Here is a 23,492-nt window from a genome sequence, read left to right on the forward strand (position 1 = left end):
CTTTTCTTCATCACTATCTATGCTTCAAGGGATGTCATTTTCATTTTGACTTTGCAATTTCTATAAATATAATTTCCTTCTGCATCTGTAATGTTATACATACAAAACGGTATAAGTTTTCCTTCTTCACTTACTACATGAATACAGCAGTCCTTTACTCTTTCCAAATCCACATTCCAGATATCTTGAAAGGCCATGCCAGATATACTAAAAGAATAATTATTTATGTTGTATAATATTTTATCCCAGCTATCAATTTTACTAGATTTCACCTTTGTATTAGGATTAGTCACTTTTCTAGAAGACCAGTTTCGTGAAACAAACTCTTTGGCTTTTCTTGCCCCTTCTTCTGCCTTCTCATTTTTGCTGCAGCAACTTTTAGAGTTATTTGTAACATTTATCAATTCTTTTTTATCTTTATATATATAATTGCCATGAAAAGAGCAAAGTGCATTTTCACATCCAGGAGGTTTCATGCTTTCTATTTTAAATTTTCCAAGTGTTTGTTTTTCTATATTTTCTATGATTTCAGGTAGGGTAATTCTTTGTTCTTCTTTAGGAATAAATGGTACCCTTCCAAAATAACTCACAGGTTGAAAATGTACTCCCCTTACTGCCGGCATATTATTCAATCCAAAATTTATAATTTCCCCTATATTATCCTCATTTATTCCGGGAACTATAGTTGGCACAAGAACTACACCTATATTATGCTTTCTACAGTTTTCTATAGCTTTCACCTTAAGGTTCAAAAGTTCAGCTCCCCTTAATTTTCTATATATCAAATCCGTTGTACCATCAAATTGTAAAAAAATCGAACTAAGTCCTGATATCTTTAATTTTTTAACATACTCCTCATCTTGTGCCATGCGTATACCATTGGTATTCACCTGTATGAATTTGAATCCAAGTTTCCTTCCTAATTTTACTATATCAGGTAAATCATCTCTAATCGTAGGCTCTCCCCCTGACAACTGTACATTACAGCTTCCAGAAGACTCTAGTAATTTTTTATACATAAATTTTATTTTTTCTATGGAAATATCTTTTTCCTTACCTGCATAAGAATCTGCAAAACAAAATTTGCACTTTAAATTACATCTTTGAGTAACTTCTATTAAAGCTGTACATGTATGCTGCCTATGCTCACTGCAAAGGCCGCAGTCAAATGGGCATCCTTTTTGGACATTTGTAGAAGGATTTTTTATATAAGCCCTTTCTTTATTTCTAATCCATTTCTTCATGGAAATATTTCCTTTCCATAAGATAGTCTTAAATTGTCCATGATCTGGACAATATTTTTCCATATAAACTTTATTGACATCTAAAACTTTTTTTGCGTCAATCTTTTTTAAACAAATTGGACATAAACTTTGAGTTTCAGAAATTATATCTACACTTTTCACACATCATCATCCCTATCTCCAAAATCATATCCATACTTACATATTATCTGTTGAATCTTTTCATAACTTTTAAGAAGTATTTCTCCACATTTCACAGGATAATTTATATTACCATTTTCATCAGTTATTTTTTGAATTCCTATTATATCTCTACACTCAGTACTTTCAAATTCTTCTTTAAACCAATTTATATATTCACTTAACATGGGCTGAAAATTTTCACTGTGATATTCCCTCGGCTCACCTTTTCCCGCATAAAGTCCTATAACAGCTATACCTCCAGTTAAAATTCCACATACTTTTTCATCGGAGCCAAGCCCCCCACAAAGTCCATTCAAAGCCCTTATCAAGTCTGTATTTTCTGTTTCTTCATCTTCTAAAGCCAATTTAAGAATTATTTGAGTACAGCAAAACCCCGATGAAGCTAATTTATATATACGGAAAGCAGTATCATTCATAACATTCATCCTCCTTTTTCGCTATCATTATAAAATAGCCGGGCTTACAATTTTTTAATAGCTGCTGAAATTCACAACCATCTATAGAGCAGCTAGACACTTTATTCCAAAAAATACTCATGGACCCATAAGTAAATATTGTCTTTACCATAAGTTCTTTTAACATATCACTGCAGTCTTCCAAAAGTTCCACATGAAAACCTATATTTTTAACTATACTTTTAAGTTCATCCAAATTATGAAGACCTCTCATACAGCTATTAACTGAAATCTCATGAAGTTCATGGATAAATTCAGGTTTTCTGGCATATACATCTGTAATAATAAACCATCCACCAGGTTTCAATATTCTAAAAACATCCCCTATGACATTATTTAAATTTTCCATAAGGGAAAGGGTACATTCTGCAAAAACTCCATTGAATTCTGCATTATAAAATGGAATTTTTTCACCTTTCCCACAGATAAATTTTAAATTTTTATATATTTTTTTACCTTTATTTATTAATTTTTGAGAAGGATCAAGGCCAACTGCGCTTATATTATATTTTTTACACAAATAATTTAATGTAGCTCCCGTACCACAGCCCAAATCCATTATAGAATCTTTTGAAGAAAGTTTGCAAAATTTTACTGCTTTATCTGTCAATGTAAATCCCCCAGGCCTTAGAGTTTCTCCTGTAATATTTTTCATATCATCACTCTCATAAGCATTACAGCATTTCATTATTTATCCTCCAGTCCTTTTTCCACCTCCAGCATTTTACCTAAGGCTAAATCTTCCTCTATAATTACCATCTTGCACTTAGGACACTGCATAAGCTCAACTTCAAAATTTCCACCAAGATAACAAACTTTTACCTTTTTAAGTTCTAATTCTTTACTACACTTATCACAAATCCATGGAGTTGTTCCTTCTTTGATAACATTCATAATTATTCCTCCACTATTTCCATTCTGTGACTATACACACTTTTAACTAAAATCTCATCCTTGCTTCTTTCATATTCTACCCAATAAGTTACATTACTAATTCTAAGTCTGCATAAATAATGTGAATTTTCAGGATTAAAAAATCTTTCTTTATTTTTTTCGGCATTATCTATGGCTTTTTCTATATCGTCAAGCAAAATTAGTCTATCTTTCATTTGATCTTTAACATTATCAGGTATGTTTAATTTAAACTCATAATGCTCTATTAAATCATTTACTTCCTCATTCCATAGATCTTTCAAAAGTTTAATTTTAAGAAGTGTTCTATTTTCACGCCTGCATGAAAGAGTAGGTATTTTTCTTAAAGCAGCTTTTTCTAAATCATCACTGTAAATTAAATCTAAAATATGAAAAGTTTTTTTACCCTCATCTATAAATAAATCCTTACACATTGAACAATAGACTAAATAATCCAGGTTACTTTCATTTATTCTATCTTTTACAAAGTCCTTTGATTGTTCCTTATTGGCAAAATACACAAGTCCTCCGTAACCACAGCATTTAGTTTTTTCTTTTGAAAATTTAAGTTCTTTTATTTTATATCCCAAAGAAGTTGCTACATTTCGTATACTTTCTTGAATTTCTTTATTATATCTAGTGGAACATGCATCATGTACAGTCAATATCTTGTTTTCTTTTATTTTATTGCCCTCAGGCACTCCATACTTATCCATAACTTTCCATAGAGAGATAAAATTCATATCCCCCATATATTTTTCAAACATACTGTAACAGCTAGAACAGGCTAAAATGAAAGTTGGCTTTCCTGCCTCTTCCCACTTATTTCGTATATCTTTTATATTTTTCTCCAGTAAATCCTGTCTTCCAGCCCAATCCGCTGGTGCACCACAGCAGCCCAGCATTATTCCAACTCCATCTTTTATATTTTCCATAAGATATTTATATATTTCAGGTATATATTCAGGAGAGGATGCAGGCAATTGACATCCTGGATAAAACATATATTTAACTTCTTCATATCCCGGCTGATTTTTTACCATTGAAAAATATTTGCTATTGCTGAATTCCATATCTTTAAGTGCAAAATCATGAGCTGATACAGGCATTTTTTCTCTTTCTACCATACTTTCACGGGTTTCTTGTATTATATCCTTCATATCTAAATTAGAAGGGCACACTTCACCGCAAAGTCCACAAAGAGTGCAGGAATTAATCATTTCATTTGCATAATGATCTCCTAATATTATAACTTCATTGTGATTTATTTGTCTTATATATTTTTTAGGTGTAATATCATATTTTCTTAAGTGAACACAAACATTTGAACACTCCGTGCACTGACATTTTATACATCTGCCTGCTTCTTTAATGGCTTCCTGTTTATTATATCCTAAAGAATTTTTTTTAATTGCTTCTACGCTCTCTATATCATCTAATTTAAGTTTTAAAGGTGTATCGTAAGCACCTTCATTTTCTCTTGCAACTGTAAGAGAAATTTTTTGAAGATACCTATCAATGGATATGACTGCTCTTCTTCCAGAGCTTATTGAAAATATAACTGAACTGTTTTGGTTTACAATTCTTCCTCCTGCAAACAAAGAACTATCTTCTACTTGAAAAGTTTGTGCGTTTGCTTTTAAATCTTTTCCCCAAACACCTGTTCCTATATAAACTGCATCATAGCTATTTACTATTTCTTCTAATTTCTTTTCATCTACAAATTCATTGAATTTAATTTTTATATCTTTCTTATTCATTACTGCCAATTCTTCTTCTATTGTTTCCTTTGAAAGCTGATCTCCTTGAAAGTCCCATATCCTGCCGCCTATTTTATCACTTTTTTCATAAATCGTAACCTGATATCCTTTTTTATCTAAATCAAAAGCAGCTGTAATACCGCTTATACCTGCACCTACTACTGCTACTTTTTTCCCATTTCTAGGTATTGGAATCGTTCTTTTTTTAGAAGAAAGACCTATTTTTACTACGACTTTTTCAAGTTCATGTATATTTATAGATCCACCTAATTCATTTCTTACACATGCCTTTTCACAAGGATGATCACATATACTGCCTATTATTCTAGTAAAAGGCATCTTTTTCGTCATAACCTTATAAGCTTTCTTGAAGTCATCTTGTTCTATTGCATCAATGAAAGTTTTTACGTCCATGTGTATGGGACACGCAGCTATACAAGCTGAAGGTTTATCTGCAATACATAAATTCTCTTTATCTAGCAATTTATTTAAATCCATATAACTCCTTCCCCCTTTTTAAATAAAAATGAACCAGAAACTATGAAAACATTATCTTATAATTTTTAACATCAATAGATTTCTTTTCATCAGATGGAATTTTAATTCCATCTGATGACTATTAACAAACCTTTTAGCGTTTTTAGCTCTTAGAAATCCTTATATAATTATTTGTTTCTGATTCATTTAGAGAGATATTTAAATTGTTTTCTTACTATTTTTCTAATTCTTTAAGTGCAGCTAATACCTTTTCTGGACGTGCAGGTAATTTTGTTATCTGTACTCCACAAGCATCATAAATTGCATTAACTATAGAAGCATGAGGTGCTGAAAGTGGCATTTCACCTGCACCTGAAGCACCATAAGGGCCATTTGGTCTTGGTGTTTCTTGATATATTATTTGTATATCATCAGGTACATCTTTAATTTGTGGTATTCCACAACCTGTAAGTGTAGTATGTTTCTTTAAGTCTTCAAAATCTTCACTTAAAGCAAGTCCTATACCTTGGGCTAATCCACCATACATTTGACCATCAACTACTAGTTTATTTACTATAGTTCCTACATCAGCTATCATAGTAAGTTTTTCTACTTTAACTTTTCCCGTAGTAGTATCTACTTCTACCTCTGACATAAGGACACCATACATATAAGTTGGGAATGGATTTCCTTGACCAGTTGCTGGATCAGGAGCTGTACAAGGTGCTGTCCATTTTCCAGCATATTTTAAAGGTTTTTTTGCAGCTACCATTTCATCATAAGTCATGTAAGTACCGTCGTCCTTTTTCATAGCTGCTAGTAAGTTTTCACAAGCAACTCTAGTAGCATTTCCTGTTAAAACGTTAGAACGGCTTCCACCTGAAGGACCACTGTCTGGAGTAAATTCCATATCATTCATAACTAACTTAATATCTTCTGGCTCTAATCCTAAAGGCCTTAAAGTTTCATGAGCTATAGTTAAAGTTCCCATGTCAGCTCCTTGACCATGATCCTGCCAGGAGTTTCCTACAGTAACCCCTTCTGCAGTTAATTCTGCCCATGCATTTGAACTATCTGGACCATCAAGACCGCAGCTATAAATTAATAAGGAAGTTCCTACTCCATATTTCTTATCTCCAGAGTTAACATTCTTATTTTTAACTCTTTCCTTAGCTTCTTTATATAATGGACGTAACTTTTCAATCATAGTTGGCAGACATATTACATCCGGATCGCAACCTGTAGGGGTTTTATCTCCTTCTCTATAGACATTTTCATATCTCAATTCAAGAGGATCCACACCCATTTTCTTAGCCATTTTATCTACTAAAACTTCTGAAGCAAATAAACTTTGTGGTGAACCATATCCTCTAAATGCTGAACCCCAAGCATGGTTTGTAGCAACTGTTCTTCCTTCTCCTCTTATATTTGGAATATTATATCCTGCACCCATAAATTGTGAGCCCCTTGTAGTTACAAGGTCGCCAAATTCACAATATGGACCATGATCACAAGACCAATCAGTTTCTAATGCAGTAAATTTTCTATTCTTGTCAGCACCTAATTTAAGATGCATAAAGAAAGGTGATCTTTTTCCAGTGTAAGTTATTTGCTGGTACATATTAAACTCAAGGTATACTGGTCTTTTAGTTACCAATGCAGCTACACCGAGAAGTCCTTCCATTGTTGGACTAAATTTATATCCGAAAGTACCACCTGTAGGATTTTGAACTATATAAAGATCCTCTAAAGGTACTCCTATACCATCAGCTACCATAGCTGCATGGCAATGAAGTGCTACACTCTTTGAGTGTACAATTAACTTTCCATCTTCATTAATATATGCACATCCAACATCTGGTTCAAGCGGAAGATGCGGCTGCCTTTGTACATATGAATCATCTTCAACAACATAAGGAAGAGAATCCATTAAAGGTTTTGTATCTTCACCTTTTACAGTGCCACATTCAAAATAAATATTTGGTGTTCCAGGATGAATTTCTATAGCATCCTCAGCCATAGCTGCCGGTGCACTCATATATGCTGGAAGCTCTTCTATTTCAACTTTTACTTTTTTTGCTGCTGCTTCTGCTTGACATGGTGTATCTGCAAGTACCATAGCTATTGCATCACCAAATTGGAAGATCTTTTTATCATTTAATATAGGTCTCTCAAGTCCATCACCCTTATTTGTTGGGAATGCCAATCCATTTATTCTATTTGTACCCGGTACATCTTTATAGGTTAGTACTCTATAAACTCCCTCCATTTTTTCTGCTTCTGAAGTATCTATAGATAATATGTTCGCATGAGATACTGTAGCCTGTACTAGCTTAATGTGTAATGTATTTTCTGGCATCTTTAATCCTAAATCTGCTCCAAAGTCCCAAGTTCCTGTTACTTTTGCAAGAGCAGAAGGACGTATAGCTTCTGAACCTAAAAGGCTTTTTCCCTTTGGAAGCTTATACCATAATTCTTCTTTTGTTACTTCACCACGCATAAGTCTTGCTGCTTCCATTACTGCATCAACTAATGGCTTATATCCTGTACATCTGCAAACATTCCTATGTTTTTGGAACCAGGCTCTAACATCTTCTCTTGTTGGATTACTATTGTGTTCAAGTAATACTTTAGCTGAAATTATGAATCCAGGTGTGCAATAACCACACTGTGCTGCACCGTGAACCATCCATGCTAACTGAAGTGGATGAAGATGTTTTTGATCGCCAACTCCTTCTATAGTTATAATTTCTGCTTCATCTGGAACCCTTTTCATTTTAGTTATACAAGATCTTACTACTTTACCATTCAAAATTACAGAACAAGCACCACATTCTCCTTTTCTACATCCAACTTTTGTTCCAGTAAGAAATGCTTGTTTTCTTAAAACATCTGCCAAACATGCCTCTGGATCTGCTATAATAGTTTTTTTAACTCCATTAATAATTAAATACTTTTTTAGCATACTATACCTCCTCAATTTTTATCTGCAATTTGCAATTTAAATCGCATTCATATTACAAATTGTAGATGTGTTTTAATGTTGGTCGAAATATTTAATGTTACTATTCATATAAGCAATAAGTATGCCAATGTTGAAAGTGTCCAAATTAGGTAGTGTTTTTATGACCTTTATTATGTTGTGCTCATTTTTAGATCAAAGTAATCAAAAAATGGTGTTCATTTTTTGATTACTGTTCGTTTTTCGGTCATTCTTCTTTCTTTCCCCATATAGTCATCGGATAAAAACATAATTATAGGGTTACCAACAATATATTTGTAGGTAACCCTCTCTCTTTCTTTTTTTAACGAAAAATATTACATTGCTATATTATACTTCTTTATCTTACTGTATAAAGTATTTCTCCTTATACCAAGTGCTTCTGCTGAATGGGTTATATTCCACTTAAATTTCTTCAATACTTTAGTTACATGTTCTTTTTCCATATAATCCAGCTTTAAACAGTCATCACTAATATTCACAAGTACCTCATTATTACAATCTTCTTCTGTAAAGTAACCCGCTGGTATGGATTCAGTGTTTATAATTAGCTCAACCAGGTTTTCTAATTCTCTTATATTTCCAGGCCAATTATAATTAATCATTTTCTTCAAGTATTCTTCTGATATAACTGGCTCTTTTTTATTTAATTTTTGTGCTATATTCTTGACAAAATATTGAATAAGAAGAGGTATATCCTTTTTTCTTTCTCTAAGTGGAGGTAAGAATAAAGGCAGCACATTTAGCCTATAATATAGATCCTTTCTAAATCTTCCAGCTTCCACTTCTTTTTTTAAATCTCTGTTTGTAACAGCTATAATTCTTACATCTACAGGTATAGATTTTGAACTCCCAATTCTCGTTATTACACCTTCCTGTACAACTCTTAGAAGCTTTGTCTGCATATCAAGAGGCATTTCTCCAATTTCATCAAGCATTATAGTTCCGCCATCTGCCAATTCAAATTTTCCAAGATTGCCACCCTTTTTTGCTCCTGTAAAAGCTCCTTCTTCATATCCAAAAAGTTCTGACTCTATAAGTTGTTTAGGTATAGCACCACAATTTAAAGCTACAAATGGCCCATCTACTCTGCTGCTGTAATTATGAATGGACTGTGCAAACACTTCTTTTCCCGTACCGCTTTCTCCCATTATAAGTATAGTTGATTTACTATCTGAAATCTTTTTTGCATAATTTATTACTTTTGTAAAGTTTTCATCCTGCCCCATTATTTTACCAAAAGTATAGTAAGCCTGGCCATTATTCTTTTTATTTACCTTTTTAGCTTTTTCAAAAACATAAACTATCTCAATATTATTATCATCATCACAATTGTATATTGAGCTAGTAGTTACTTGATACTGAATCTTATTTCTTAGTGAAACCATAATTGTTTCTTTTGAATCACTTTCTCCTAAATACATAGATGTTTTTATATCATTCCAGTTTTCTATAATATCTTCCATATTGTTTGTTTCTAACTTATTACCTCTTATGCCAAACATATCCTGTGCCTTTTTATTGCAAATTTTTATTTTACCATTTATATCTGAGGTTATTATAGCAACAGGACTGGAATTAAATATATTTTTTATATGCTTGTAATTCATATTTTGAATCTTATTGTACTCTTCTACTTTAAGCATTTCTTCTATAGCATTTGACGCTGCTATAACCATACCAAGGGTATGGGAATGTACAAATTCAATGTACCCAGTAAGATTCAATACACCTATAAGTTTTCCTTTATTATCTTTTATAGGTGCGGCGGAACATGTCCACTTATGATATGCATTAATAAAATGATCATCTCCAGAAATTTGAACTGGCAGCTTACTTTTTATAACTACGCTCATAGCATTTGTTCCAATGTTTTCTTCATTCATAAAAGCTCCCGGTACCATTTTCAAAGAAAAAGCTTCTTCAAGTATTTTTTCATCACCTAATGCATTTAATATACATCCCTCTCCATCGGTAAGTAATACAAAAAAATTAAATCCCTTTACAAAATTAATTAGCTGCTCCATATAAGGTGCTGCAGTTAATATTAAATTTCTGTTAGCCGCAAATCTTTTCTGTAATTCAGCATCGTGTATTATTTTTTTGCTAAAGACCTGGTGTGAATCAATACTGAACTTTTTACATCTTATATGTGAAAGTTCTACATACGGCTTAGATACAACTGCATTGTCCAATTTGCAAATAGTTGCATTCATTATAATCCCCCCGTCATAATAACAATTTCCAATTCAACCTTGCATTATTATAGGAAAGTCCATTAACATTATATATAATTATTAGCATAATATATAATTGCCACAAAAACAAATATCTTAATAATAGTTAAATATTTAAATTTAGAATCACTATTTACTTATAAGCAATATATATGCCATTGTCTAAAATGCCCAAATTAGGTAGTTTCTTTTATATTTTTATTATGTATGTTCACTTTTTGATCAAATCAATTAAAAAACGGTGTTCGTTTTTTGACTACAGTTCACTTTTTGAACGCATTTTAAATATCATCATTTATTTACAACCTTTAGCTCTACTCTATGCAGAATTAAATATGTAAGTTTTATAACTAAAAAAAATAAACTTATGCGTAGGAATGTTTTACAATAAACAAGTACATTTAAATATTTTCTGCTTAGACTTATCAAAATATTTAACGTACTTGTGGTTGTAAAATATTCGGAGCATAAGTTTATTTTTAGCTTAGGAACTCTGTTACTTTTTATTCCACTTAACTACAGGTTTCCTTGCTGCCTTTACTTCATCTAACCTTTTAATTATAGTCGTATTTGGTGCTGATTTTACTATGTCGGGATTTTCCTTAGCCTCTTTTGCAATGCTTATCATATCATCTATAAATTCATCCAGTGTTTCCAACTTTTCATTTTCTGTGGGTTCTATCATCATCGCTTCTTTTACGATTAATGGAAAATATATAGTTGGAGGGTGGTATCCGTAATCCAAAAGTCTTTTTGCTACATCCAGAGTTGTAACTCCATTTTCATCTTCTTTCAAGCCCCCAAGTACACATTCATGTTTACAAATTGTATTTATAGGTATATTATAATAATCCTTTAGTCTTTCCTTTATATAGTTGGCATTTAAGACTGCATCTTCACTAACTTCCCTTAATCCATCTGCTCCCATACTCAAGATATAGGAAAATGCCTTTACCATAACTCCAAAGTTTCCATAAAAGCTTCTTACTTTTCCTATGGAATAAGGTCTGTCATAATCCAAATAATATTTATCTTTGTCTTTAGAAACTACGGGAACAGGTAAAAATTCCATAAGTTTCTTTTTAACTCCTATAGGTCCACTTCCTGGTCCGCCACCGCCGTGAGGTGTTGAAAAAGTCTTGTGAAGGTTCATATGACATACATCAAATCCCATATCTCCAGGTCTTGTCTTTCCCATATTGGCATTCATGTTAGCACCATCGTAGTAAAGAAGTCCCCCTGCTTCATGGACAAGTCTAGCTATTTCTATAATATTTTTTTCAAAAAGTCCAAGTGTATTAGGATTTGTAAGCATAAGTCCTGCTACTTCATTACTTAATATGGATTTCAAAGATTCGATGTCCACTGTTCCATCTTCATCCGATTTCACTTCTATTATTTCAAACCCTGCACAAGAAGCTGAAGCTGGATTTGTGCCATGAGCTGAATCAGGAACTATAATCTTTTTTCTCTTAAAATCTCCCCTTTTTTCATGGTAAGCTTTTATAATCATAAGTCCTGAAAGTTCTCCATGAGCTCCTGCTGCCGGCTGGAGAGATACAGTTTCAAAGCCTGTTATTTCAGCAAGTTTTTGACTTAATTCATACATAAGTTTTAAAGCTCCCTGGGTAGTTTCTTCTGGCTGGTACGGATGAAGCTGAGTAAATTCCTTAAAATCTGCCATATCTTCATTTATTTTAGGATTATACTTCATAGTACAGGAACCAAGAGGATAAAATCCCGTATCCACACCAAAGTTTTTATTAGAAAGCAGTGTAAAATGTCTTATTACATCTACTTCACTTACTTCTGGAAGCTCAGGCTCCTCTTTGCCTATAAATTCTTCAGGCAACAATTTTTCAATACCTTCTTCTGGTACGTCACATTTAGGAAGGGAGTAGGCCTTTCTGCCTTCTTTGGAAAGTTCAAAAATAAGTTTATTATATTCTTTCATTACTCAATTCCCTCCAATACAGAAGTTAATTTATCAATTTCATTCTTTGTCCTCTTTTCAGTTACACATAAAAGCATTGAATTTTTATAAGAAGGATATTGTTTTTCAAGATCATATCCACCTAATATTTTATTTTCAAGTAGTTTCTTATTTATGTCTCCTACTGGATTTTTACAAGCAACTACAAATTCATTGAAAAACGGTTTGTCAAATACAGCTTTGTACTTTCCACCTTCAGTAAGTTTTTTAAATGCATAATGAGATTTTTGGACATTTTGATAAGCTACTTCTTTAATTCCCTTTTTACCTAGTGTAGTTAAATATATAAGTGCTGTAAGTGCATTTAATGCTTCATTGGAGCATATATTTGAAGAAGCCTTTTCACGTCTTATATGCTGCTCTCTTGCCTGAAGTGTTAGTACATAGCCTCTCTTACCTTCTGAATCCGTAGTTTCACCTACAATTCTTCCTGGAATTTTTCTCAAATACTTTTTAGTAGTAGTTAAAAATCCAAGATAGGGACCGCCGTAATTCATGCTGTTTCCAAGAGATTGTCCCTCACCTACAACTACATCTGCTCCATATTCTCCAGGACTCTTTAGTATTCCAAGAGAAATGGGATCACAAAATACTATTAAAAGGGATTTATTATCGTGAACATACTTCTCCACATCCTGCAGTTCCTCTATTAACCCTAAAAAATTTGGTGTTTGAACTATAACTGCCGCTGTGTCCTTATTAATCTGACCTTTAAGTTTGTCTATATCAGTAACTCCACTTGCTTCATCTATTTCTATTAGATTTAAATCTTTAAATCTCAAGTAAGTTTTAAGTACCTTTCTAACTTCAGGGTTTAAAGTTTTTGAAACTACTATATTTTTACGTCTTGTTACATTTGCAGCCATTTGTGCTGCTTCTACACAAGCTGTAGCTCCATCATACATTGAAGCATTTGAAACTTCCATACCTGTTAAATTAGCCATAACTGTCTGATACTCAAATATAGTCTGAAGTGTACCCTGGCTTATTTCAGCCTGATAAGGAGTATATGCAGTATAAAACTCAGACCTTGACGTTATGTGCTTTATCACAGAAGGTATATAGTGGTCATAAACCCCTGCACCTAAAAAACAGGTCAGATCATCACAGCTTTTATTTGATTTTGCAATGTCCTTAATGTAAGACTCCACTTCAAGCTCGGACATTCCATTATTTATATTTAATTTTCTATTTAAACGAACACTTTCTGGTATATCGGAAAACAGATCATCTATGCTGCTTACTCCTATTTTCTCCAGCATAATTGTCTTGTCTTCTTCTGTAAGTGGTAAATAAGGATGCATGTCAATCACTCCTTATCACATATTTTTTCATAGTTTGCTGCATCAAGTAAATCTTTCAATTCCGATTCATCTGATATTTCAATTGAAATTATCCAGTTTTTATAAGGATCTTCATTGAGGCCTTCAGGACTATCTACAAGTTCCTCATTTACTTCTAAGACCTTACCTGAAACTGGAATACACAAATCTGAAGCTGCTTTTACAGATTCAACTGTTCCAAATACATCACCTTTTGAGAATTCTGAATCCACTTCAGGAAGTTCAACAAAAACAATTTCTCCTAAAGAATCCTGGGCAAAATCTGTAATACCAACATAAGCTTTGTCCCCATCAACTTTTATCCATTCATGATCTTTTGAATACAATAATTCCTTTAAAGTTTTCATTTATAAATCCTCCCCACTATTTGTTATAATTTTTATTATAAAATTTCTTGCTAACTACTTCCGCATTTAAAAGCTTATTCCTCACCTTTATAGAAATAGAAGTTCCAATAGGTGCATATTTAGAATCAATTAAAGCAAAACCTATATTTTTATTTAAAGAGGGTGAGCGATATCCAGTGGTTACTTCTCCTATTTTCTTATTCTCTGCAAAAACTTCGTATCCGTGCCTTGAAATTCCTCTTTCCTTCATTTCAAAGCCAACTATTTTTCTCTTTAGTCCTTCTTTTTTCTGCTTTACAAGAGCATCTTTGCCTATGAAATTGTCCTTATCAAGTTTCACAAAAATTCCTATGCCTGCTTCAAGAGGTGTAATTGATTTAGACAATTCATTTCCATAAAGTGGCAAGCTAACTTCAAATCTCAAAGTATCCCTTGCACCAAGTCCTATTGGTTTTATACCATCTTCTTTACCTGTTTCAAGTATCTTATCCCACAGATACTCTGCATTTTCGGTTTCTGAATAAATTTCAAATCCATCTTCTCCTGTATATCCTGTTCTTGAAACCATGCACCTTTTTCCAGCAACTAGTACATCTTTTTTGAAGAAATAGAACTTGATGCTATCTAAATCTGTATCCGTTAATTTTTGAAGTATTTTTTGCGCATTTGGCCCCTGAATTGCAAGCTGTATAATTGAAGGAGATATATTTTTTATATCTACCTGAAAATTTTCCTTATTTTTTTTCATCCAGTCAATATCTTTATCAGTATTTGCAGCGTTTATTACGAGAAAAAAGTGCTCATTTGTAAATTTATAAACAAGTATATCATCTACTATTCCACCTTCTGGATAACACATAGGTGTATATAATATTTGGTTTTCTTTAATCTTAGCTGCATCATTCGTTATTAAATTTTGAACAAATTCTAGTGCATCTTTTCCTGTTATATCTGCTTCTCCCATATGTGAGACATCAAATAATCCTGCTTTTTTACGTACTGCTTGATGTTCAGATGTTATGCCTTCAAATTGTACTGGCATATCCCATCCTGCAAAATCTATTATTTTTGCACCGTATTTCTTATAAGAATCAAACAGCGGAGTTTTCTTTAATTCTTCCATAACATAAAACCTCCTTAATATTTTTATGCATTAAAAAAAAGGATATGGAGACTATTTACCCAATAGTCCACATATCCTCTGTTTTTTTACCTGAGAGTTTCGATATTAAATATCTTTCACCTTTGGTACTGTCTTAATAACAGCTTTTTCAGAGTTTTGTCCTACAGCGCTCCTTCTACCTGAGAGTTTTTGATATATCCGTGGCGGCATATCATTGCTTCTTCGGTTAACAACTAGATGCTATCTCGCACTGTATTCATCCAATTTATATACTTTTTACTACATTATTAATATACACCTTAGAATATGGAATTTCAATAAAAATATTTTTAATTTTTATCTGAACTTTCAAATTTCTTATCCATACTCTTTATATATTCTTCCATAGCATTTACAAGGTGCTTTGAAACCTCTACTGCTTCAACAACGGTTTTGGCACCTGTTACCACATCACCTGATGCAAAAACTCCAGACCTTGTAGTTCTTCCTGAATCGTCTGTCTGTATAAGTCCTTTGGAATTTACTTCTATTCCTTCAGAATTGTTTACTATATTTGCCTTAGGTCCCTGGCCTACAGCAATTATTATAGAATCTGCATTAAAAAGCTTTGTTTCCTCATCTTTTAACGTTACTTTCTTTTTCCCTGTATTTTCATCAAAGGACACCTCAGTTGGAACTACTTTAATTCCATCATCTGTTATTTCAACTGGTGCCATTTTATAGAGAAATTTCACTCCATCAAGTTTGGCATAATCAATTTCTATATTATCTGCTCCTGCATGTTCTTCATCACTCCTTGCAATGATAGTTACGTCATTTGATCCATTTCTAATTATAGTCCTTGCAGCATCCATAGCAACATTTCCTGCTCCTATAATTGCAACTTTATCTCCCAAATTATAGGCCTCAGGATTTTTAAGATAATCTATGGCATAATTCACATTACCATAAGTTTCTCCTTTAAGTCCCAAGCTCCTTGGGCTCCACACTCCTGTTCCTATATAAACCGCCCTGTATCCATCCCTAAACAAATCTTCAACAGTTATCACAGGTCCTATAAGAGTATTAGGCCTTATCTTAACTCTCATATGGAGAAGTTTATCCTTAAGCCTGTCCAAAATATCTTTAGGAAGTCTAAAGGCAGGTATGCCGTATCTCAAAACTCCTCCTATATCTTCATGGGATTCAAATATAGTTACATCATATCCCTTTCTTGCCATTATAAAGGCAATACTCAATCCTGCTGGACCTGACCCTACTACTGCAATTTTTTTATTCAACTTTTTTATATCAGCTGACGTTATAAAATTAAGATAAAAGTCTGATATATATTTTTCGATAAGACCAAACTTTATAGGAGTTCCTTTTTTACCAAGCACGCAATGGCCTTCACAAAACTTTTCATGTGGACAAACTTGTGAACAAATAGCTGACATGGGGTTATTTTCAAAAAGAAGTTTCCCGGCTTCTTTTATTTTATTCTCTTTAAAAAGTTTTATTACTTCATTTATAGGGGTACTTACAGGGCATCCTTTTTTACATTGAGGCACTTTACATCCAAGACATCTATTAGCTTCACCAAAAACAATTTTATCCAATTCTTCTTCCTCCCTTGTGTGTAAACAAATTCTATAATGTTTTATTTACCATCTGTACTATTTTTTATCAATACTCTGTACTAATATTTATATTACATATATATAATCATATATAATAGAAATTATCAATACTTATTATCTGTATCTGTATTAATAATCTTCTGTATTTCTTAATCCATCTTAAAAATACTTGAGATTTCATAAGATTTATAATAGTTATCATGCACAACAAGCACCCCTGTTTTCTTCCTAACTTTTGTAAAATTGCTTCAAAATAATAATTTATTGTATTTTAAATAAAAAGCTGCATTAGCTTGAAGTTAATCCTCCATCTAATGCAGCTTTTCAACGATATTCTAAATATTAATCCTACATTTATCATTAGCAAACAATATTTCTGCTAAAACTTTTACTGCCAATTAAATTTATTACACTAAATTATTTATCTGTTTTATTATAATTTATTAAACATCCATCTAACAATATATTTACTTCTTTTTCAGTAAGCTTGTCAATTTTTACATTGAACTTTTTAAGGTTCCTCTTTACCACATAAGCATCTATTTCAGATGGTCTCTCAGCAACAGCCTTTCTTATATTAGGAATAAATATATAATCGCCGCATTCAAACTGTGGTTCATCTTCCATAACAAAAGGAAGTATACCCCAATTAATCAAATTTGAACGATATCTTTTAGTAGCATATTCTCTTGCAATATTAGCATATCCACCTAAAACCTTTTGGCAACTGGCTGCCTGTTCTCTAGCAGAGCCATCTCCAGGCTTTACTGCATATATCATGCTTCCTATACCTGTATTACTTGTATTTATACTGTCAAACTCTTCTTTTATTACACTAAATACTTTTTCTAGATCCCTATTTGCATCAAAAGGAGACTTTCCTGCGAGTCTATCTTTTTCTGATTTCTGAATTTGTTTTGATCTTCCAACATATTCAGGATCTTTACGTGACAGCGTAAACTCCGAAAGCTTTAATGGATTAGATCTATAAGAAGATGTATCTCCCGAAGGTATCAATTCATCTGTTGTAGTTACAGGATCTTTGATTAAAGAACACACTTTTAGTATTAAGTTATCTGAAAGCTCAGGCATATCCGGCCAGTTCTTTATATTAGGCCCAAATCTTAATTCTACATCACTATTTCCTTTATCAAAAGCATTATAAACACGGTTATCATAAATCGTCTTGTTAAAATAATATTTAGGTATATTGTAATCTGCATCTAAATCTGTAGCTGCTGTAACAAATCCTTTGTTAGCAGCTGTTGCTGCTATTGAACGTGCATCCATAAGTGCTGCATAAGAAAGCTGATTTTCATTAGGTTTTGAACCTTCACGATTAGGAAAGTTTCTAGTTGTATGTCTTATACTGAGTGAATTATTAGCAGGTGTATCTCCTCCTCCAAAACATGGTCCGCAGAAAGCTGTCTTAACTATTGCTCCCGTCTGCATCAATTCTGCAGCTATTCCGTTTTGAGCTAAACTATAATAAACAGGCTGACTGGAAGGATAAACATTTAATGTGAATTCATCATTTCCAATAGATTTTCCTTTTAGTATACTGGAAGCTTCACAAATATTTTCATAATTACCTCCGGCACATCCAGCTATACATCCTTGTTCTACATATAACCTATTATCTCTTATCTTTTCTTTTAAAGAGAAATCAAGATTTTTGTTAGACATTCTGCTTCTGGCATCTTTTTCTACCTTATCTAATATGTCATAAAGGTTTGCGTTAAGTTCTTCGATAGTGTATACGTTACTTGGATGAAAAGGCATTGCTATCATAGATTTTATTTTTGACAAATCAACACATACAATTCCATCATAATATGCAACGCTTCCAGGATTTAATTCTTTATAATCTTCTTTTCTTCCATGTAATTCAAGGTAATCACAAACTTTGCTATCAGTTTTCCATATTGAAGTCAAACACGTAGTTTCAGTAGTCATTACATCTATACCATTTCTATATTCTACAGATAAGTTTTCTATTCCTGGTCCTACAAATTCCATTACCTTGTTTTTAACAAAGCCATTTTTAAATACTTCACCAATTATAGCTAGGGCAACGTCCTGTGGTCCTATACCCTTTTGTGGTTTCCCAGTTAAATAAATTCCTATAATTCCAGGATAAGATATATCATATGTCTGAGACAGCAGCTGTTTAACAAGTTCTCCGCCACCTTCACCTATTGCCATCGTACCAAGTGCTCCATAACGGGTATGACTATCTGATCCTAAAATCATCTTTCCACAGCCTGCCATCATCTCACGCATATACTGATGAATAACTGCTAAATGAGGTGGAACGTATATTCCTCCATATTTCTTTGCAGCAGATAAGCCAAATAAATGGTCATCTTCATTAATTGTTCCACCAACAGCACAGAGACTATTGTGGCAATTAGTAAGCACATATGGTATTGGAAATTTTGTAAGTCCACTGGCACGAGATGTTTGTATAATTCCTACAAAAGTGATGTCATGAGAAGCAAGGGCATCAAATTTAATATTTAAGTTTACATTATCTTTTGATTTATTATGATCCTGCAGTATAGAATAAGCTATAGTTTGTTTTTTAGCTTCTTCCTTGTTAATATAATCTTTTCCTAATTTTGCTTTAAGTTTTTCATTGCATTCTTTATTGTCAAAATATAATTCTTCTCCATTTAATAAATATGCGCCTTCATCATATAACTTAATCATAACTTCCTCCCTATTATAATGTAATAAAATTTCATTTATTGCCTAATCAAGATCTAACATTTTTGCTGGGTATATTTTTGTCATATTATTAACAGCTTCTTCAGATAATCCTGAATTTCTTAAAAATGATATATACTCATATAATTCTTCGCTCCACACAGGATTCTCAATTTGGCCTCCATCAGTGGATATGATTGTGGATTCATATCCTAAACTTTCAATTGCTCTTAAGTTTGTTGAAAAATTCTTCTCATATTTACCATTTACACGGTGTGCATAACACCTTTCAAAGTACACTCCATATTTTATTAATGCTCTTTGATCATCCAAAGACATATCTACAGTAGGCCATTCAGGGTGATTTATTAAAATTTTCTTCACACCTATTTCTTTTGCTTTTTCAACAACTACTCTAATTTCATACGGCGATAAGTGACCCGTAGCAAGAACAATATTATGCTTTGAAATTAGCTTTAAAATTTTTACAAGTTCAGGAACAATTTGTCCATTATTAATTACCTCAACGCCATCTGACATTCCTTTTTGTTTACGTTCATTAGCAGCAAATGAAGTTGGTAACCAAATAATTTTTGCATTCATTTTAATAGCATTTTCTACTGCTGCAATATTCAATCCTCCCATTTGAGGGTTTAAAACAATTCCACCAAACACATGAATTCCTTTAACTAATTGTTGTGCAATCCATGCTCTATCCATTGTAGGTACTACATGTGATTTTAAAACAACAGCACGTGCGCCAACTCTCTTTGCTTCTTTTACTAGTTCAATGTCATTTAATCTTCTTTCCCTAATATCAGGTGCGGTATGGATATGTAAATCAATAACATCTTCTAAAGCATTATCTTCACATTTCATTTTTTCCTCCTGTATTAACCAATTTTATTTCTAATATATATCTAAGCAAATGTTTACATTTTGCATATTACTACATATTTCTATTTACTAAAAATTAAAATAGAATATTTGACCAACTAATAAATATATACTTAATTTTAAAATTATTTCACTACAATTTAATAATATCAGATTCATTTTGTAAAGTCAACATTAGTCTATATATTATACAAATGTTTTGAAATTATCCTGTAAAATTAGCGTTATGCAAATTTTGACCTTTACATAATAAAATTAGCATATCATTAGTGAAACAAGAGTTAATTTTGTATACTTTTGTATTAGTTTTACATGATTTGCTTACAAATTTTAAAATTGAAGGTAAGACATTAATTTAGCTAAAATATTTGGTTAATTACATAAATTTGTAAATTAAATTTCTAAGGTTCCACCCATTGTCTTGAAAAAGCAAATTAGTTCTATTATAATTAGTTTGTATGTATAGGATTATCAGTAGTTTTCTTTAATAATATTATTTCTAAGTTAATTAAAAGTTGTTTTAAATTTGCACTAAATATAAAATTAGTTGAGAGGTTAAACATGATAGATGAATTTGAAAAAATAAATGAAGCTGAAAGATTAAATTTTCTTGCCGAGTTGTCTGATATGTATTATGAATTAAATATGACTCAAAGTGAAATAGCAAACAAATTATCTACTACTAGATTTAAAGTTTCTAAATTGCTTCAAGAAGCTCGTGACAAACATGTAGTAGAAATCACCATAAACAAACCCCACAGTAGAGTTCCTAAATTAGAAAATATTTTGAAAGAAAATTTTGATTTAAAAGATGCCCTGGTGCTTGATAATAAAATGCTTGCTTATGAAGAAACCTTAAGTACACTAGGGAAATTAGGAGCTCAATATGTAGACGATTTAATTAGTGAAAATTCTATTGTAGGTGTACTTTGGGGTAAAACTCTTTTAAATTTAATAAAAAATTTAAAGCCAAAAAAGAAGCTTCCAATAACTACTGTACAAATGGTAGGCTCCGCTGCTAAAGATAATACTATTGTAGATTCTCAAGAACTCATGAGACGTATGGCAAAAATATATGGAGGTAAATGCAAATATTTATATGCTCCCCTTTACGTAGATAATGATTATGCCAGAAAGGCACTTATGCATGAACCTGTATTAAGTGATACTATATTCTTTGCAAATAAATCAGATATAATTCTTACAGGAGTAGGTACAACAGATGCTATGTTCTCTTCTTCCCTTTGGGCAAATTATTTAGAAAGAGTTAAACAGTACTATTTAGATGATCTAAAAGCTGTAGGATGTATTTACGGACGTGTTTACAATGATCTAGGAGAAGAAGTAGATATTGACATAAACCAAAAAGTCATAGGAATAGATACTTCTGCTATACGCCAAGCAAATCATGTAATAGGTATTGCTGCTGGTAAATTTAAAGCTAAGGCAATTTTAGGAGCAATACGTGGAAAGTATATAAATACGCTTATTACTGACGATGCTACAGCTTCAAAAATACTTTCTTTAGCCAAAATACAATTTTAAAATCACAGCACCTAAAAAGTCTGTAAAAGACATCTTTTATAATAAAACATAGAAAGCTATTTTATCACAAAAAAGAAGGTAAATCTCCATTGACTGAAGATTTATCCTCTTTTTTTAATACCTTTCATTCAGTTTTAATATAGTTTATCTGGCAACAAGAGAAATAATTATACTTGCTACCGTGGCAATTCCCATACACATAGGAGCTGCAATAAAAAGCAGTCTTGGAAATAATTTAGTACGTTCTTCCTCATCTGAACAAGAACCTAATACAATACTTCCACCTGAAGAGAAGGGTGAAATAGAAGCTGACTGTGCGCCAATAACAATACACATGAAGAGAATAGCTGGACTTATACCTGTTGCCTGTGCAATAGATGGAACAGCCGGAAAAAGTGCAGGAACAACAACACCAAGTGTGCTGCTAATAGCTGCCATCAATCCCCCTACTATGCTGAGTACTATAGGCACTGCAAAAGCAGGTAAATTACCACTAATCCATCCTGCAAGTAATTTTATAGTTCCTGCTTTTATTGCAACTGATATTAACATACCAACACCACAAATCATAATAAGAGTACTCCATGGTACCTTTGCAATGGCCGCTTTCTGATCAGCAATCTTAAGCATGAGAAGAATAATAGAAAAAATAATTGAAACAAGCCCAACGTCCATTTTAGAATTTATAAAAGTAATAACTACATTTTTAGGAACAATTAAATGTAAAACTGGAGGCGCAAGAACTATAACCACCATAGCAATAATAAGATAAAGATTTATTTTTTGTTTTTTATCAAATGGTTCTGGTTTTTTTATATTTAATGTTTTTCCTAAATTTCTTAAATTTTTTGAAAATATCATAAAAGCCAAAATTACTAAAATAGGAATGATCATAGTAATAATGAAAATATATGCCGTATATAAAAATGATAAATCTTTAAACCCTGCTGATTCGATAAAGCTTTTAAATACAATACCACATCCGCTTGTCATAAAATTAGCACCTGATAATGCACCATAACTTAAAATAACCGCTCCTATCATTGTATCCATGCCTGTTTCTTTACAAAGCAGTAATGTAAGAGGAGCTAAAAATACCATTACTGTAAAATATCCTGCGCCCAAGCCTGAAATCAATACTGCTGCAAAGAAAATAACAAATGGAAGTAATTTCGGCATCTTGCGGCATCTATATAAAATATGTAAAGAAAGTTTTTCCAGTGTACCGTTTACAAGTGCAAAATTATAAAAAAGTGAAACTGAAAAAATTACAAAAAAAATACTTATCGGCCACATTGCAATTACCTGTGAAGCTTTTAAATTTAAAACAAAGCATCCAATTATATACGCAAATCCCATAGCAAAAAATCCTGTATTAATTTTTGTTTTATACCCTAGTGCAATAGAAATTATTATAGCCAATACTACAATTAAACTTATCATAAATCCTTCCTCCCCAAAATAAATAGTTTATAAAATACTTTTATGAAGCTTATGCATATAGATATAACATTTAATGCATTAAGTTACTTTATTAATGTAAAACGATTTCTTTATGCTCTAACATCATAACAAATTTAGTGTATCAAACATTTCTTTTTTTGTCAAAACACTTGTTAAAATTAA

16 protein-coding genes and 1 riboswitch are annotated in these 23,492 nt (G+C 32.1%); of the genes, 1 reads left to right on the forward strand and 15 read right to left on the reverse strand.

Translation table 11 applies throughout. The annotated features are described in order from the left end of the window. Window positions 1-17: 17 nt before the first annotated feature. The 14 genes from trsS to CLJU_RS11910 all read right to left on the reverse strand — a co-directional run bounded on the left by trsS (window position 18) and on the right by CLJU_RS11910 (window position 20,303). Window positions 18-1,406 carry a radical SAM (seleno)protein TrsS gene (gene trsS / locus CLJU_RS11845; RefSeq protein WP_013239056.1) on the reverse strand — a complete coding sequence of 463 codons (1,389 nt, stop codon included), beginning with the start codon at window positions 1,404-1,406 and terminating at the stop codon, window positions 18-20. Then, window positions 1,403-1,864, reverse strand: coding sequence for a DVU_1555 family C-GCAxxG-C-C protein (locus CLJU_RS11850; RefSeq protein WP_013239057.1), 462 nt, complete (start codon window positions 1,862-1,864; stop codon window positions 1,403-1,405). Before CLJU_RS11850 ends, trsS begins: the two co-directional genes overlap by 4 nt. Beyond that, window positions 1,857-2,591, reverse strand: coding sequence for a DVU_1556 family methyltransferase (trsM, locus tag CLJU_RS11855; protein ID WP_013239058.1), 735 nt, complete (start codon window positions 2,589-2,591; stop codon window positions 1,857-1,859). The genes CLJU_RS11850 and trsM overlap by 8 nt, the downstream gene beginning before the upstream one ends. Next, window positions 2,591-2,797 (reverse strand): DVU_1557 family redox protein, encoded by a 207-nt coding sequence (locus tag CLJU_RS11860; RefSeq protein ID WP_013239059.1) that lies wholly within the window; start codon window positions 2,795-2,797, stop codon window positions 2,591-2,593. Before CLJU_RS11860 ends, trsM begins: the two co-directional genes overlap by 1 nt. A gap of 2 nt (window positions 2,798-2,799) precedes the next feature. Next, entirely contained in the window at window positions 2,800-5,073 is a 2,274-nt protein-coding gene (locus tag CLJU_RS11865) for a pyridine nucleotide-disulfide oxidoreductase/dicluster-binding protein (protein WP_013239060.1), read from the reverse strand. Between the two features lie 214 nt (window positions 5,074-5,287). After that, entirely contained in the window at window positions 5,288-8,017 is a 2,730-nt protein-coding gene (locus CLJU_RS11870; RefSeq protein ID WP_013239061.1) for a molybdopterin-dependent aldehyde oxidoreductase, read from the reverse strand. Between the two features lie 353 nt (window positions 8,018-8,370). After that, window positions 8,371-10,269, reverse strand: coding sequence for a sigma-54-dependent Fis family transcriptional regulator (locus CLJU_RS11875; protein WP_013239062.1), 1,899 nt, complete (start codon window positions 10,267-10,269; stop codon window positions 8,371-8,373). 517 nt (window positions 10,270-10,786) lie between these two features. Continuing rightward, window positions 10,787-12,244: an aminomethyl-transferring glycine dehydrogenase subunit GcvPB gene (gene gcvPB, locus CLJU_RS11880; protein ID WP_013239063.1), complete on the reverse strand. Its 1,458-nt coding sequence runs from the start codon at window positions 12,242-12,244 to the stop codon at window positions 10,787-10,789. Beyond that, window positions 12,244-13,587, reverse strand: a complete 1,344-nt coding sequence (gene gcvPA, locus CLJU_RS11885; protein WP_013239064.1) for an aminomethyl-transferring glycine dehydrogenase subunit GcvPA — start codon at window positions 13,585-13,587, stop codon at window positions 12,244-12,246. Before gcvPA ends, gcvPB begins: the two co-directional genes overlap by 1 nt. A gap of 5 nt (window positions 13,588-13,592) precedes the next feature. Beyond that, a complete protein-coding gene (gene gcvH, locus CLJU_RS11890) occupies window positions 13,593-13,973 on the reverse strand; it encodes a glycine cleavage system protein GcvH (RefSeq protein ID WP_013239065.1) in 381 nt (126 codons plus the stop codon). A gap of 16 nt (window positions 13,974-13,989) precedes the next feature. After that, a complete protein-coding gene (gene gcvT / locus CLJU_RS11895; protein WP_013239066.1) occupies window positions 13,990-15,096 on the reverse strand; it encodes a glycine cleavage system aminomethyltransferase GcvT in 1,107 nt (368 codons plus the stop codon). Window positions 15,097-15,164: 68 nt separating this feature from the next. Further along, window positions 15,165-15,258, reverse strand: a riboswitch (glycine riboswitch). 167 nt (window positions 15,259-15,425) lie between these two features. Beyond that, window positions 15,426-16,694: an NAD(P)-dependent oxidoreductase gene (locus CLJU_RS11900; protein ID WP_013239067.1), complete on the reverse strand. Its 1,269-nt coding sequence runs from the start codon at window positions 16,692-16,694 to the stop codon at window positions 15,426-15,428. Between the two features lie 438 nt (window positions 16,695-17,132). Continuing rightward, the gene (locus tag CLJU_RS11905) at window positions 17,133-19,427 is read right to left on the reverse strand and encodes a hydratase (RefSeq protein ID WP_013239068.1); all 2,295 of its coding nucleotides are present in this window, start codon (window positions 19,425-19,427) and stop codon (window positions 17,133-17,135) included. 42 nt (window positions 19,428-19,469) lie between these two features. Continuing rightward, on the reverse strand, window positions 19,470-20,303 hold the full coding sequence (locus CLJU_RS11910; protein WP_013239069.1) for a DUF6282 family protein: 834 nt from the start codon (window positions 20,301-20,303) through the stop codon (window positions 19,470-19,472). A gap of 579 nt (window positions 20,304-20,882) precedes the next feature. On the opposite strand from CLJU_RS11910, the gene CLJU_RS11915 reads away from it, so the two are divergent. Continuing rightward, entirely contained in the window at window positions 20,883-21,866 is a 984-nt protein-coding gene (locus tag CLJU_RS11915; RefSeq protein WP_013239070.1) for a sugar-binding transcriptional regulator, read from the forward strand. Window positions 21,867-22,010: 144 nt separating this feature from the next. On the opposite strand, the gene CLJU_RS11920 is transcribed toward CLJU_RS11915, so the two are convergent. Then, window positions 22,011-23,309, reverse strand: coding sequence for an SLC13 family permease (locus tag CLJU_RS11920; RefSeq protein WP_023161858.1), 1,299 nt, complete (start codon window positions 23,307-23,309; stop codon window positions 22,011-22,013). Window positions 23,310-23,492: the final 183 nt, after the last annotated feature.

The sequence above is a fragment of the Clostridium ljungdahlii DSM 13528 genome (assembly GCF_000143685.1).
GTDB classification, from domain to species: Bacteria; Bacillota; Clostridia; order Clostridiales; family Clostridiaceae; genus Clostridium_B; species Clostridium_B ljungdahlii.

What these genes read in the sequence shown, in the direction of transcription:
- CLJU_RS11850 (WP_013239057.1), bottom strand. Translation starts at nt 1,864, where the DNA reads ATGAATGATACTGCTTTCCGTATATATAAATTAGCTTCATCGGGGTTT.
- trsM (WP_013239058.1), bottom strand. Translation starts at nt 2,591, where the DNA reads ATGAAATGCTGTAATGCTTATGAGAGTGATGATATGAAAAATATTACA.
- CLJU_RS11860 (WP_013239059.1), bottom strand. Translation starts at nt 2,797, where the DNA reads ATGAATGTTATCAAAGAAGGAACAACTCCATGGATTTGTGATAAGTGT.
- CLJU_RS11865 (WP_013239060.1), bottom strand. Translation starts at nt 5,073, where the DNA reads ATGGATTTAAATAAATTGCTAGATAAAGAGAATTTATGTATTGCAGAT.
- CLJU_RS11870 (WP_013239061.1), bottom strand. Translation starts at nt 8,017, where the DNA reads ATGCTAAAAAAGTATTTAATTATTAATGGAGTTAAAAAAACTATTATA.
- CLJU_RS11875 (WP_013239062.1), bottom strand. Translation starts at nt 10,269, where the DNA reads ATGAATGCAACTATTTGCAAATTGGACAATGCAGTTGTATCTAAGCCG.
- gcvPB (WP_013239063.1), bottom strand. Translation starts at nt 12,244, where the DNA reads ATGAAAGAATATAATAAACTTATTTTTGAACTTTCCAAAGAAGGCAGA.
- gcvPA (WP_013239064.1), bottom strand. Translation starts at nt 13,587, where the DNA reads ATGCATCCTTATTTACCACTTACAGAAGAAGACAAGACAATTATGCTG.
- gcvH (WP_013239065.1), bottom strand. Translation starts at nt 13,973, where the DNA reads ATGAAAACTTTAAAGGAATTATTGTATTCAAAAGATCATGAATGGATA.
- gcvT (WP_013239066.1), bottom strand. Translation starts at nt 15,096, where the DNA reads ATGGAAGAATTAAAGAAAACTCCGCTGTTTGATTCTTATAAGAAATAC.
- CLJU_RS11905 (WP_013239068.1), bottom strand. Translation starts at nt 19,427, where the DNA reads ATGATTAAGTTATATGATGAAGGCGCATATTTATTAAATGGAGAAGAA.
- CLJU_RS11910 (WP_013239069.1), bottom strand. Translation starts at nt 20,303, where the DNA reads ATGAAATGTGAAGATAATGCTTTAGAAGATGTTATTGATTTACATATC.
- CLJU_RS11915 (WP_013239070.1), top strand. Translation starts at nt 20,883, where the DNA reads ATGATAGATGAATTTGAAAAAATAAATGAAGCTGAAAGATTAAATTTT.
- CLJU_RS11920 (WP_023161858.1), bottom strand. Translation starts at nt 23,309, where the DNA reads ATGATAAGTTTAATTGTAGTATTGGCTATAATAATTTCTATTGCACTA.